We start from the raw sequence: 12,744 nt of genomic DNA on the forward strand, positions 1-12,744 counted from the left end.
GCGGGCGCGTTTCACGCTGGGCGACCTCGCGGCGCTCCAGCCCATCGACGACGTGCGCGCCAGCGCCGCCTACCGCCGCGCCGCCGCCCTCGCGCTGGTGCGCGACGCGCTCGCCGACCTCGCCTCCCCCGCCGCCAGGAGGGCCGCCTGATGCTCGACCGTCCCGCAGAAGCCATCGTCTCCCTCAACGTGAACGGCACCGCGCATCAGGTGCAGGCGAACCCCTTCGCCAGCCTCGCCGACACGCTGCGCGAGGGCCTGGGGCTCACCGGCACCAAGATCGGCTGCGATGCCGGCGACTGCGGCGCCTGCACCGTCCTTCTCGACGGTGAACAGGTCTGCGCCTGTCTCGTCGCCACCGCTCAGGCCGAGGGCCGCGCCATCACCACCATCGAGGCCTCGGACCCTCTCGTGGACAGGCTGCGCGCCGCCTTCCTCGCGCAGGGTGCGGCCCAGTGTGGCATCTGCACGCCCGGCATGATCATGGCCGCGGCGGACCTGCTGGCGCGCAACCCCTCGCCCGGCCGCCAGGAGATCGAGGACGGCATCGGCGGCGTGCTCTGCCGCTGCACCGGCTACGCCAAGATCATCGAGGCGATCGATGCCGTGGCGCGCGGCGCCAATGCCTATGCGCCGGTGGCCGAGGCGGGGGCTGCCGTCGGCGCCCGGATCGCCCGCACCGACGGCCTGCCGAAGGTTCAGGGCACGGACCGCTTCGGTGCCGACTTCGCGCCCGAGGGCGCGCTGTGGCTGCGGGCCGTCCGCTCGCCCCATGCGCGGGCGCGTTTCACGCTGGGCGACCTCGCGGCGGTGAAGGCCGCCCATCCCGGGCTGGAAGCCATCCTCACCGCCTCGGACATTCCCGGTGCCAATTCCTTCGGCATCTTCCCGACCATCAAGGACCAGCCGGTGCTGGCGCCGGGCTTCGTGCGCTACCGGGGCGAGGCCATCCTCGCCCTCGTCGGCACGCGCGAGGCGGTGGAGGCCATCGCCGATGCCGCCCTGCCGATCTCCTGGCAGGTCGAGCCGGCGCTGATCGGGGTCGAGGCGGCGCTCGCCGAGGGTGCGACGCCGCTCCACGCGAACATCCCCGACAACGTGCTGACCCGGGGCTATCTGGAGACCGGCGACGTCGCCGAGGGCCACAAGCTCGGCGCCGCGACGAGCGAGGGCCGCTTCCGCACCGGCTTCGTCGAGCACGCCTATATCGAGCCCGAGGCCGGTTACGCGGTTCGGGTGGGAGACCGGATCGAGGTGACGGCCTGCACCCAGGCCGCCGTGATGGACCAGGAGGAGGTGGCCCGCGTCGTCGGCGTGCCGATGAGCCAGGTCCGCATCGTGCCCACCGCCTGTGGCGGCGGCTTCGGCGGCAAGCTCGACGTCTCCATCCAGCCGCTGATCGCGGTCGCCGCCTGGCTGACGAACAAGCCCGTGCGCATCGTCTATTCGCGCACCGAGAGCATGGCCTCGACCACCAAGCGCCATCCCTCGAAGATCCACGCGCGGATGTCCGCGGATCGCGAAGGCCGCTTCACCGCCTACGAGATGACCGGCGACTTCAACACCGGCGCCTATGCCTCCTGGGGCCCGACGGTCGCCAATCGCGTGCCGGTCCACGCCACCGGGCCCTACAAGGTGCCGCACGTGAGGAACGCCACCCGCGCGGTCCACACCAACGAGGTGCCGGCGGGCGCCTTCCGCGGCTTCGGCGTGCCGCAGGCGGCGATCGCCGGCGAGACGCTGATCGACGATCTCGCGGAGCGTCTCAACATCGACCGCTGGCAGATCCGGCGCATCAACGCCATCGACCACGGCGACAGGACCCCGACCGGCCAGGTGCTGCACGCCTCAGCCGGCCTGCCCGAATGCCTCGACGCGGTGAAGGCGGAGTATGACCAGCTGATGGCCGAGGCGGCCAACCACAACGCGAAGGGCGGCCGCACCGCCCGCGGCGTCGGCGTCGCCTGCATGTGGTACGGCTGCGGCAACACCTCCATGTCCAACCCGTCGAAGATGCGGATCACGCTCACCCGCGACGGGCGGCTGACCTTCCTCAACGGCGCGGTCGATATCGGCCAGGGCTCGTCCACCGTCCTCTTGCAGATCGCGGCGGATGCCCTCGGCCTGCCGCCCCAGGCCTTCGGCTTCGTCATCGGCGACACCGACAGGACCTTCGACGCCGGCAAGACCTCGGCCTCGCGCCAGACCTTCGTCTCGGGGAACGCAGCCAAACTTGCGGGCGCGGACCTGCGCGCCAAGATCCTGGCGCTGGCCAATGCCGGCCCGGCCGCGCGGCTCGCCCTTGAGGGTGACAGGCTGACGGTGGAGGACGGCGAGGCGAGCCGGGTGATCGACCTCGGCGCGCTCGCTGCCGACGGGGCCGGCATCGTGCTGATGGGCGACGGCGAATACGATCCGCCCACCACGGCGCTCGACGCCAAGGGCCAGGGCATTCCCTACGCGACCTACGGCTTCGCCGCGCAGGTCGCCGAGGTGGACGTCGACCGCCTGCTCGGCACGGTGAAGGTGACGCGCATCGTCGCGGCGCACGACGTCGGGCGCGCCATCAACCCGACGCTCACCGAAGGCCAGATCCACGGCGGCATCGCCCAGGGGCTGGGGCTGGCGCTGATGGAGGAGTATCTCCCCGGCCGCACCGAGAACCTGCACGACTACCTGATCCCGACGGCCGGCGACATGCCGGAAATCACCATCCATCTCGTCGAGGACACCGAGCCGGAGGGGCCCTACGGCGCCAAGGGCGTCGGCGAGCCGGCCTTGGTGGCCACCGCCCCGGCCATTCTCGGGGCGATCCGCCACGCGGTCGGCGTGCGCATGACCGAGGTGCCGGTGCTGCCGCACAGGCTGTGGGCGGCGATGCAGGGCCGGGAGGCGGCGGAATGAACGCTCGGTTGGATCAGCATCCGCTCAACCGCCTTGCAAAGCCGAAGTGCGTCCTTCGAGGCTGGCTCCGGACGATGCAGACGCATCGCCGGGGCTCGCACCTCAGGATGAGGAAGGTGGGTGCGTGGCATCGCGGCTGGCCAGAGGGCGCACCGCGCACCGCGGGTTCCCGCTGCTGCATGTCTCCGCCCCCCCTCATCCTGAGGTGCGAGCGCAGCGAGCCTCGAAGGACGCAATTGGCTGTTGCAAAGCGCTCAATTTCCAGGAGGTCGCCATGACCGCCACTGACCATCTGTCCGTCGAGGCACGCTCGAAGAAGTTCGGCGCCGACGAGGGCGACGGCATCCTGCGCTGCGACGCCTGCCCGGTGCTCTGCCGTATCCGGCCGGGGCGCGCAGGCGCCTGTTCGCGCTATGCCAACGAGAACGGCCAGTTGGTGCGCACCGACCCGGTCGTGCTGCTGGCGAAGACCGTCGAGGACGGCGGCAGGCTGGTGGAGTTCGGCAAGAACGATTGGGACGGACAGGTGCTCGACCCTTCTCGCACCTTCGTCACCGCCATCGGCGCAGGGACCACCTATCCCGACTACAAGCCGGCGCCCTTCATCGTCTCGGCCGTGCACGAGGGCGTCGACACGGTCACCGTCGTGACCGAGGGCATCTTCAGCTATTGCGGCGTCAAGGTGAAGATCGACACCGACCGCCACCTCGGCCCGGAAGCCGCGCCCATTCGTGTCGGTGGCGAGCAGGTCGGCCACGTGACGACGGCCGAGTACGGCTCCCAGATGCTCTCCATCGGCGGCGTCCGCCACCTCACAGGCGGCTCCAAGAAGGAGGGCAACATCACCTGCGACACCATGCTCAAGCTCTGCGCGGGCGAGCCGGTGACCATGGTGATCGACGGCGGCCACGAGGTGGTGGTGGCGGCCAACCAGGCGCCCATCGTCGACGGCAAGCCCGAGCAGCGCATGCGCGTCGGCTGCGGGTCGGCGACCGTCGGAATCTTCGCCAAGCAATGGCTCGGCCATGTCGACGAGGTCATCGTCGTCGACGACCACATCACCGGCGTGCTGACGGAGCACCAGGCGGGCAAGGTGCTGGACATGCGGCAGGCCGGTATCCGGGTTCGCGGCCGCAAGTCGACGCCGGGCCGCTATTTCCAGGTGGCCAATCCCGGCATCGGCTGGGGCGGCACGGACATCGAGGACCCGCTGTCGATCATCCAGAAGATCGATCCGGAGACCGCCTGGCCGGGCCTGCGCCTGCTCCTCACCTCCACCACCGGCGAGCATTTCCTCTATTGCGTGCTCGATGAGAACCTCGTGCCGCAGCCCGCGCCGATCCCCGACGCGGTCATGAAGGTGGTCGACCGTATCGGGGAGAACTGCGAGCCCTCGCTCTGCACGGTTCTGTTCATGGCGGGCGCGGGTGGAAGCCTCAGGGCGGGCGTCACCGAGAACCCGGTGCTGCTGACGCGCTCCGTCGCCTCCGGCGAGACGAAGGTCACCATGGGCGGCGCGCCGGTCTATCTGTGGCCGGGCGGCGGCATCACCGTCATGGCGGACGTGACGAAACTGCCGAAGAACGCCTTCGGCTACGTGCCGACCCCTGCCATCGTCGCCCCGATCGAATTCACCCTGCCGCGTGCCCTCTACGAGCGGCTCGGCGGGCACATGGAGGACGTGGTCTCCATCGACGACATCCTGCGCGACGTCGCCCCGCAGGCGCGCATCGACGGCTGGATCGAGGGTAATCCCTGGCCCTTCCCGGAGAAGCGCCCATGACGGCGAAGCGAGCCAAGCGCGCGGGCGAGGCGCCGGGGGAGCGGCCCTATGTGCTCGAGGAGCAGATCGGCTTCCTGATCCGGCGCGCCCACCAGCGCGCCAGCGCCATTTTCGAGCAGGTGATGGAGGGGCTCGACGTGACGCCGGTGCAGTATGCGGCACTCGCCAAGCTGCACGATCTCGGCCCCACCTCGCAAAACCAGCTGGGGCGGCTGGTGGGCATCGATCCCGCCACCATGTTCGGCGTCGCCGGCCGTCTCGCCAAGCGCGGCCTCGTGTCGCCCTCCGTCGACCCGAACGACGCGCGGCTCGTCCTCCTCGAGCTGACCGCGACCGGCCGCGAGATCGTGGAGGCCATGAAGGCGCGTGGGCCGGACGTTTCGGCGCGCACGCTCGAGCCCCTGTCGGCGGAGGAAGCCGAGACGCTGCTCAGCCTGCTCGGCCGGATCGGCTGACCATGTGGGATCCGCCCTCCGTCCAGCGCCTCGACGGCGACCGGCTGCATCTGCAGCACGGGCCTATCGACGTGGTGCTGCGGGCCTGGGGCGCGGCGGGCGCCGTGCGGGACGCCTACGAGGCGGCGATCGCCCGCTTCGGCACCATCCTGCCGGAGCTCGCCGGCGAGCTCGCCGCGCTGCGCAAACCGATGGCGGAGCGCCCCGAGGTGGAGACGCCTGTGGCAAAGCGCATGGTCGCGGCCTGCCGGCCCCATGCAGGGCTGTTCGTCACGCCGATGGCGGCAGTGGCCGGCGCAGTGGCGGACGAACTGATGGAGACGATGGTGCAGGCCGCCCCCCTCGACCGCGCCTTCGTCAATGACGGGGGCGACATCGCCATCCACCTGACCGAAGGCGAGACGATGGAGGTGGCGGTGGCGGCCGACTTTTCCGGCGGCGCCATCCCCGCGATCAACGGGCGCATCACGCTGACCGACCGGGACGGGATCGGTGGCATCGCAACCTCCGGCGCACAGGGGCGCTCATTTTCGCTCGGCGTCGCCGATTCCGTCACGGTGCTCGCACGCGACGCCGCAACCGCCGACGTGGCGGCAACGCTGATCGCCAATGCGGTCGACGTCGGCGATCCGCTGATCCGCCGCAGCCCGGCCCGCGACCTCGATCCCGACAGCGACCTCGGCGACCACCTGGTCACGACGGCGGTGGGGCCGCTGGCGGCGCCGCAGGTGGCGGCCGCGCTGGAAGCAGGCCGCGCGCGGGCCGAGCAGTTCCGCCGGCGCGGCCTCATTTTCGATGCGGCTCTGATGCTCCAGGGCCAGGCCCGCATCCTCGGATCAACACGCAGCCTCAGGGAGTTGAAACCATGACCATCGACGTCCGGAAGATCGTCGTCGGCGTCGAGGAGGTCCGCCACGATGGCGGGCCGAAGCTCGACAAGCCCATCCTCAAGGGCTGGATCGCCGCCGTGTTGAAGAACCCCTATGCCGGCCGCTATGTCGAGGACATCCAGCCGACGATGGAGGCGCTGAAGCCCCTCGGCCTCGAATGCGCGACGAAGCTGCTCAACGCGCTGGGCGGCGACACCGCGGCCATCGAGGCCTATGGCAAGGGCTCGCTGATCGGCTCGGCGGGCGAGCTCGAACATGGCGCCCTCTGGCACGTGCCGGGCGGCTACGCCATGCGCGAACTTCTCGGCGAGGCGCTGGCCATCGTCCCCTCGATGACCAAGGTGGGCCCGCTCGGCGCCATCCTCGACGTGCCGATCCACCACCGCAACGCGGCCTATGTGCGCTCCCATTTCGACGGTGTGACGCTGATGGTGCAGGACTCCCCGCGACCCGACGAGATCCTCTTCGCCCTCGCCATGACCACCGGCGGCCGGCCGCACCCGCGCATGGGGGGGCTGACGCAGGACCAGATTTCGAAGCGCGACGGGCAAAGGTGAACCCTGCGTCCTCTACACGCCATGATTGCGTATCATGCGGGATTTCCGTATGATATGCCATGGCGTCGGCGCTCGACTTCGACTGGCATGACGGCGAGGCGGCGGCGAACGTCGCCAAGCACGGCTTCAGTTTTCCTGAAGCCGTTGACGTGTTCGCCGATCACGCACGGATCGACTTCGACGTCACACGGCCAAGTGATGGCGAGGATCGACGGAAGACGGTCGGCATGCTCGACGGACGCCTGATGACGGTCGTCTACACGCGACGAGGCGCGATCCACTGGATCATCTCGGCGCGGCGGGCCAACCGAACGGAGGCGAAGCGCTATGGTCAAGGCTAGGCTGATCATCGACCCCAACAATCCGCCGAGAATGTCGGCCGAGACGCGCGCCCGTCTCGACGCCATGACGCCGGAGGAAATCGAGCAGAACGCGATCGACGATCCGGACAACCCGCCCTCCACCGAGGAGGAACTCGACCGTGGCGTCGCGGGCCGGCGCGTCCGCCTGCTGCGCCAGTCGATCGGCCTCAGCCAGCCGGAATTCGCCGAGCGCTACCGGATCAATGTCGCGCGCCTGCGGGACATCGAACAGGGCCGCACCATGCCGGACAGCGCCTTCCTCGCCTATATCACCGTCATCGAGACCGAGCGCGAGGCGGTGGACCGGGCGCTGGCCTCCTGACGACGCGGGCAGGACCGCCCTGCGGATCGGCCTCTGGACCGCGGGGCCGGCCTGTCTCTAAGGAGAGGGCTCGCATTGACCCGTGAGCCCTCAGCCCATGTCCTCCCAGACCGATCTCGCCGGCCTCCTCGTCGTCTCCGTCGAACAGGCGGTGGCGGCGCCCTATGCCGCCTCGCGCCTCGCGGATGCGGGCGCGCGCGTCATCAAGATCGAGCGGGACGAGGGTGACTTCGCCCGCCGCTACGACCGCGCGGTTGACGGCGAGAGCGCCTATTTCGTCTGGCTCAACCGGGGCAAGGAATCCGTCGTCCTCGACCTCAAGGATGCCGGCGACCAGGCGGTGCTGGCGGCCATGGTCGCCAGGGCCGACGTCTTCATCCAGAACCTCGCGCCGGGTGCATTGAAGCGCATCGGCTTCGGCATGGAGACGCTTCGCCAGCGCCACCCGCGACTCATCACCTGCTCCATCTCCGGCTATGGCGAGGAAGGGCCCTGGCAGCACCTCAAGGCGTATGACCTTCTGGTGCAGGCCGAATCGGGCCTCTCCGAGATCACCGGCGAAGGCGACAGCCGGGCGCGCGTCGGCGTCTCGGTCTGCGACATCGCCGCCGGCATGACCGCCTACCAGGCCATCCTGCAGGCGCTGATCGGCCGGTCCATCACCGGCCAGGGCCGTCACATCGCGGTGTCGCTCTACCACGCGCTCGCCGACTGGATGAACGTGCCCTATCTCCAGTACGCCTATGGCGGCATCTATCCGCCGCGTTCGGGCCTCAACCACCCGACCATCGCGCCCTACGGCGCCTACCCCTGCGCCGACGGCAAGGCGATCCTCTTCTCCATCCAGAACGAACGGGAATGGGTCTCGCTCTGCGAGAACGTGCTGGGGGACGCGTCCGTCGCCACCGACCCGCGCTTCGACGCCAACGTGAAGCGCGTCGCCAACCGCCCGGCGCTCGACGCCATCATCCTCGCTGCCTTCGCGCAGCATCCGCGCGAGGCGGTGGTGGAGATGCTGGAGAAGGCCAAGGTCGCCTATGGCCGGGTCTCCTCGCTGGACGACCTCAAGGTCCATCCGCAGAACCGCTACATGGAGGTGGAGACCCCAGCCGGCCGCAAGCGCATGCTGGCTCCCGGCGCGCTCCATGACGGGGCCATCCCGCAGTTCGGCCCGGTCCCGGCACTCGGCGCGCACACGGCGAAGGTGAAGGCCGAGTTCGGCTGATCAGCCTGCCGCGGTCGCTTCCCAGCCGCCGGTGGTGCGGGAGAAGAGGATCGGCGTCGCATTGCGGCGCAGTTCGGTGTGCAGGTCGACGCCGGTGAGGGCGGCGAGCACCAGCAGCACGCCGCCGTGGGAGACGATCAGCAGGTCTCCTTCCGGATCCTCCTCCATCGCCATCCAGCGCGACAGGGCGTGGCCTGTGCGGTGAACGAAGGTCGCGAGCGTCTCGCAGGCCGGCGGATCGACCCGCCAGTCGAGCGTGCCGACAGGGGTGCCGAAGAGGCCCATGTACATGCGCTCCTGCAGGGCGGCGTCGGGCTCAGGCACGATGTCGCGACCATCGGTGACGACGGCCGCAGTGCGCCAGGCGCGCATCATCGGGCTCGCGGCGACGCGGCTGATGGAGGCGAGCGCCAGGATGGAGGCGGCCTCGGCGGCCTGGGCCTCGCCGGCCGGGTTCAGCGGCGTGTCGGGAAACTGGTAGATGCCCTTGCGGTTGCCCTCGGTCTCGCCGTGGCGCAGGAAGATCAGCCGGGACAGGCGCGGGCGGAAGGGCACCGCACGGACATAGTCCTGGATCGCGTCGTAACCGAGCGTCGGGGCGACCTGGGTCGGTGTTCCGCTGGCCAAGGGGCATCTCCTCGAAAATCGGGCGTTGGCATGGACCAGCCCGGCGGCGATGTCAAAGGGCGGCACGCCGTCATCCCCCGTTGTCCCTCTCGCCTTCCGGCGGACCTTCGGCTAGCTAGGGACCATGACGACCGCGACGCAGCGCCCTTCCATCCGTGACCGCATCCGCCCGATCCAGACCGGCGAGACCGTGCTGTCGGCGCACTTTCTCGGCGCAGAGGCCGTGCTGGCGCTCGCCTCCGGCGAGATCATCCTCGCCGGCGACGCCGACCGGCGCCTGCAGCTTCACGAGGGCGGCATTCTGGACGCGGTCTGCGACGGCTCGGTCCTGCTGACCGGCGGCGACGACGGTCTGGTGCTGGCGCTCGACCGCAAGGGAGACCTGCGCCGCATCCACGACAGCGGCGGCACCTGGATCGACCGGGTGGCGCTCGGCCCGAACGGGGCGATCGCCTGGAGTGCCGGGCGCAAGGCCTTCGTCGCCCAGGCGAAGGGCGAGCCGATCAGCCTCGCCCTGCCCTCCGCGGCGGGCGGCCTCGCCTTCTTCCCCAAGGGGCTCCGCCTCGCGATCGCGCACTACAACGGCGCGACGCTCTGGTATCCCAACGTCAAGGGCGACCCGGTGAAGCTCGAATGGAAGGGCTCGCATCTCGGCGTCACCGTGAGCGCCGACCAGCGCTTCGTCGTCACCACCATGCAGGATGCCCAGCTCCACGGCTGGCGCCTCGAGGATGGCCAGCACATGCGCATGTCGGGCTATCCCGGCAAGGTGCGCTCCTTCTCCTGGACCCTCGGCGGCAAGTTCCTGGCGACGTCAGGGGCCAGCGAGGCGATCCTCTGGCCCTTCTCGGGCAAGAACGGCCCGATGGGCGCCACCCCCACCATGATCGCGCCGGCGGCCAAGGCCGGCATCAAGGTGACGCAGGTCGCCGCCCACCCGCAGGCCCCCGTGGTCGCGGCGGGCTTCGCCGACGGGCTCATCCTGCTCTGCCGCATCGAGGATGGCGCCGAGATCCTGATGCGTGAGCCGGACGGCGACGCGGTCACCGCGCTCGCATGGCGCGCCGACGGCAAGGCCGTCGCTTTCGGCACCGAGGGCGGCAAGGCGGGCCTCGCCACCCTCTGACGGTTCAGGCCGCCGGTGGGAGTACCGCGGCGCTGCGCGCCTGGGCGATGCCGAGCACGCGCTGGTAGACCCGGCCCACCACCAGCAGCACCAGGCCGAGCCCGATGAAGGACAGGGCGCGCCAGAGCCCTGTCAGCCCCGCCATGTCGACGAGGAAGACCTTCAGCACGGCGAGTGCAACCATGGCCGCTGACGCGAGGCGCAAGGTGCGGCTGCCGAAGGCCGCGCCGGCGCCGAGCAGCGCGATGCCCACCACGAGCCAGACCGCGGAATAGGCGTAGAGCTCGCCGTCACCGATGCCCCAGAAGGACACTTCGCCGCGTGCCAGCATGGCCACGGTGATGTTGAGATAGTTGACCAGCATGGCGAGGCCGACGAGGCCCATGACGCGGCTCTCCATGGCCCGGCCGTCGCGCCGCTCCAGCAGCGCCGAGGCCGCTGCGAGGACGGCACCGAGGCCGTAACCCAGCAGCGCCCAGTTGAAGACCGGATGGGAACCCACATCGGTGCCGGTGACCCAGGGATTGAAGGCGAAACCCATGACCACCGCGATCCAGGCCCAGGAGGCGTAGCGGACGACGAGGACCGCGTTGTCCCAGAAGACCCCACTGCGGAGCGCGCCGAGACGCGACAGGCCGAGGCCGAAGGCGAGCATGGTGACGGTGTGGGTCGCCGCCTCGGGGAAGCGCATGGGCGCGGCGAAGAGCCGGAGGCCGTGCGCGCCGAAGGCGTGGCGAACCTGGACGATCAGCAGCAAGGCCGTGAAGACCAGCGCGAGGGCATCGAGGATGCCGACGGGCGTATCCTCGCCGCGTCGCCGCCGCAGCATCCAGGCCGCCGCGGCGGCGCTGAGTGCAGGCAGCCCGTAGCCCGGCAGCAGCCAGTTGAAGACCACCGCCTCGCCGACGTCGGAGCCGTTGATGGCCGGGTCCCAGACGACGCGCAGGAGCACGCCGCAGCCTGCCAGCGCCGCGACCCAGCGCAGGTGCGGCAGCGGCCGGAACGTATAGACCCAGGCGATGCCGGCAATCATGGCCGCGAGGGCGAGGGTGAGCCAGGCGCGCTCGAGGAGCAGCGTCAGCGCGAAGGCGAGCGCCGCCAGAGCGCCGATGGCATAGAGCGCCGAGGCTGAGGCGAGGCCCGGCCGCCGCCCGGAGCGAAGGCGGTGAGCGGCCTCGGTGGCGGCGCCGAAGCTTGCCGCCAGCACCATGGCCAGCGCCGCGAAGCGCGGCGAGATCACGAAGCCCTCGACCTTGCCGTAGACGATGGCGAGGACGGCGAGCGGCATGAGGACGGAGGTCATGGCGAGGGTCAGCACCACCCAGGCCTCGCGCTGGCGGCGCGCCACGGCGAGCACGGCGGGAACGATGCCGAAGAGGAGCGCCACGGCGAGGCCCGACCAGACGATGCGGGAGAGCACGTCGGGGAAGTCGGGCGGCACCCCGAGCGGATCGACCAGCGTCGAGGGCCGGACGCCGGCCGACCAGCCGAGCAGGATGAGAAGGGCGAAGAGGCCGGTGACCGGCGCGGCGGGGACGACCGACGGCGCGCGCCAGACGAGCGCGAGGACCGCGAGCGCGAGAAGCAGGAACAGCGCGACGGCAGCCAGTCCCTGGCGGCTTTCCAGCACGGCGAGCATGGCGAGGAAGGCGAAGGCGCAGAGGATCACCGTGGCGCCGGCATCGGCGCCGCGCTCGCGATGCGGGGCGAAGCGGATGCCGGGCACCACGAAGAGCGCCGCGGTGGCGATGCCGGCCAGCGCCTGGACGAGGCTCGGATAGGCGCCGCCCGAGGTGGCGACCAGGGTCAGGGCGCTGAGCCCGACGGCGACGCCCGTCGCCGCGAGGCGCAGCCAGAGCCAGTCGCGGATCCAGGCGAGGGTGAAGCAGGCGGCGGTGATGACCGCCGCATAGATCGGGAAGACATAGGGGTTGGGATCGTCGGCGGCGACGAGGAAGGGCGCGGCGAAGGCGGCGACGAGGCCGATAGCGCCGAGCAGCGGCCCGTGGACGCCGGCGAGGACGAGGGTGCCGAGGCCGACCGCGCCGAGGGCGACGAAGGTCGTGGCCGGGCCGATGAAGTCGTAGAGGGCATGGGCGGCATAGATGGTGGCGAAGGCGGCCACCGCGCCGGCACCCGTCAGCGCCGAGGGGATGTCGGCGACGGGAAGGGTCGGCAGGCCCTTGTCATTGCGGCGCAGCCATTCGCCGCCGGCCAGCAGGGCGAGCGAGAAAAGGAAGCCGAGCGCGATGCGCATGCCCGGGCCGACGAGCCCCTGCTCGATGGAATAGCGGACGAGGAAGATGCCGCCGAGACCGAGGGCGATGGCGCCGACCCAGACGGCCCAGCGCGAGCCGATGCTCTCCTCGAAGCCGCCGAGGCCGGCCGGGGCCGATGCGGGCGGCGGAGGCGAAGCGGGCGGGGCCTCGATCGGATCGATGGCTTCGAGCGGCCCGCTGCTGGCGACCGCCGGCACGGAGCGGCGGACGAAGG

At 70.8% G+C, this 12,744-nt stretch carries 11 protein-coding genes; 9 read left to right on the plus strand and 2 right to left on the minus strand.

What is annotated here, in order from left to right; genetic code table 11:
- Positions 1-150 precede the first annotated feature (150 nt).
- The 8 genes from ACT6XY_RS20150 to ACT6XY_RS20185 all read left to right on the plus strand — a co-directional run bounded on the left by ACT6XY_RS20150 (position 151) and on the right by ACT6XY_RS20185 (position 8,498).
- Positions 151-2,904, plus strand: a complete 2,754-nt coding sequence (locus ACT6XY_RS20150; protein WP_444750093.1) for a molybdopterin-dependent oxidoreductase — start codon at positions 151-153, stop codon at positions 2,902-2,904.
- Positions 2,905-3,178: 274 nt separating this feature from the next.
- Entirely contained in the window at positions 3,179-4,687 is a 1,509-nt protein-coding gene (locus tag ACT6XY_RS20155; protein WP_444750094.1) for a 6-hydroxynicotinate reductase, read from the plus strand.
- Complete coding sequence (locus tag ACT6XY_RS20160) at positions 4,684-5,142, plus strand: MarR family winged helix-turn-helix transcriptional regulator (RefSeq protein WP_444750095.1); 459 nt, start codon at positions 4,684-4,686, stop codon at positions 5,140-5,142. The genes ACT6XY_RS20155 and ACT6XY_RS20160 overlap by 4 nt, the downstream gene beginning before the upstream one ends.
- A 2-nt stretch (positions 5,143-5,144) precedes the next feature.
- Positions 5,145-6,011 (plus strand): UPF0280 family protein, encoded by an 867-nt coding sequence (locus ACT6XY_RS20165; protein WP_444750096.1) that lies wholly within the window; start codon positions 5,145-5,147, stop codon positions 6,009-6,011.
- On the plus strand, positions 6,008-6,589 hold the full coding sequence (locus tag ACT6XY_RS20170; protein WP_444750097.1) for an amino acid synthesis family protein: 582 nt from the start codon (positions 6,008-6,010) through the stop codon (positions 6,587-6,589). Before ACT6XY_RS20165 ends, ACT6XY_RS20170 begins: the two co-directional genes overlap by 4 nt.
- A gap of 59 nt (positions 6,590-6,648) precedes the next feature.
- Entirely contained in the window at positions 6,649-6,930 is a 282-nt protein-coding gene (locus ACT6XY_RS20175) for a BrnT family toxin (protein ID WP_444750098.1), read from the plus strand.
- On the plus strand, positions 6,917-7,273 hold the full coding sequence (locus ACT6XY_RS20180) for a helix-turn-helix domain-containing protein (RefSeq protein ID WP_444750099.1): 357 nt from the start codon (positions 6,917-6,919) through the stop codon (positions 7,271-7,273). The genes ACT6XY_RS20175 and ACT6XY_RS20180 overlap by 14 nt, the downstream gene beginning before the upstream one ends.
- 97 nt (positions 7,274-7,370) lie before the next feature.
- Positions 7,371-8,498 carry a CaiB/BaiF CoA transferase family protein gene (locus ACT6XY_RS20185; RefSeq protein ID WP_444750100.1) on the plus strand — a complete coding sequence of 376 codons (1,128 nt, stop codon included), beginning with the start codon at positions 7,371-7,373 and terminating at the stop codon, positions 8,496-8,498.
- Here the strand turns inward: ACT6XY_RS20185 and ACT6XY_RS20190 are convergent, their stop codons facing one another.
- A complete protein-coding gene (locus ACT6XY_RS20190) occupies positions 8,499-9,125 on the minus strand; it encodes a histidine phosphatase family protein (RefSeq protein WP_444750101.1) in 627 nt (208 codons plus the stop codon).
- Between the two features lie 124 nt (positions 9,126-9,249).
- Here ACT6XY_RS20190 and ACT6XY_RS20195 point away from each other — a divergent pair, with 124 nt between their 5' ends.
- On the plus strand, positions 9,250-10,251 hold the full coding sequence (locus ACT6XY_RS20195; protein ID WP_444750102.1) for a WD40 repeat domain-containing protein: 1,002 nt from the start codon (positions 9,250-9,252) through the stop codon (positions 10,249-10,251).
- Positions 10,252-10,255: 4 nt separating this feature from the next.
- Here ACT6XY_RS20195 and ACT6XY_RS20200 read toward each other — a convergent pair.
- A partial coding sequence (locus tag ACT6XY_RS20200; protein WP_444750103.1) for a DUF2339 domain-containing protein occupies positions 10,256-12,744 on the minus strand: 2,489 nt, incomplete at its 5' end.

Origin of the sequence: Phreatobacter sp., from assembly GCF_052440005.1 — a bacterium.
Classification (GTDB): domain Bacteria; phylum Pseudomonadota; class Alphaproteobacteria; order Rhizobiales; family Phreatobacteraceae; genus Phreatobacter.

Excerpts from the sequence above, each read along its gene's own strand:
- ACT6XY_RS20150 (WP_444750093.1), top strand. The coding sequence starts at position 151 with ATGCTCGACCGTCCCGCAGAAGCCATCGTCTCCCTCAACGTGAACGGC.
- ACT6XY_RS20155 (WP_444750094.1), top strand. The coding sequence starts at position 3,179 with ATGACCGCCACTGACCATCTGTCCGTCGAGGCACGCTCGAAGAAGTTC.
- ACT6XY_RS20160 (WP_444750095.1), top strand. The coding sequence starts at position 4,684 with ATGACGGCGAAGCGAGCCAAGCGCGCGGGCGAGGCGCCGGGGGAGCGG.
- ACT6XY_RS20165 (WP_444750096.1), top strand. The coding sequence starts at position 5,145 with ATGTGGGATCCGCCCTCCGTCCAGCGCCTCGACGGCGACCGGCTGCAT.
- ACT6XY_RS20170 (WP_444750097.1), top strand. The coding sequence starts at position 6,008 with ATGACCATCGACGTCCGGAAGATCGTCGTCGGCGTCGAGGAGGTCCGC.
- ACT6XY_RS20175 (WP_444750098.1), top strand. The coding sequence starts at position 6,649 with ATGGCGTCGGCGCTCGACTTCGACTGGCATGACGGCGAGGCGGCGGCG.
- ACT6XY_RS20180 (WP_444750099.1), top strand. The coding sequence starts at position 6,917 with ATGGTCAAGGCTAGGCTGATCATCGACCCCAACAATCCGCCGAGAATG.
- ACT6XY_RS20185 (WP_444750100.1), top strand. The coding sequence starts at position 7,371 with ATGTCCTCCCAGACCGATCTCGCCGGCCTCCTCGTCGTCTCCGTCGAA.
- ACT6XY_RS20195 (WP_444750102.1), top strand. The coding sequence starts at position 9,250 with ATGACGACCGCGACGCAGCGCCCTTCCATCCGTGACCGCATCCGCCCG.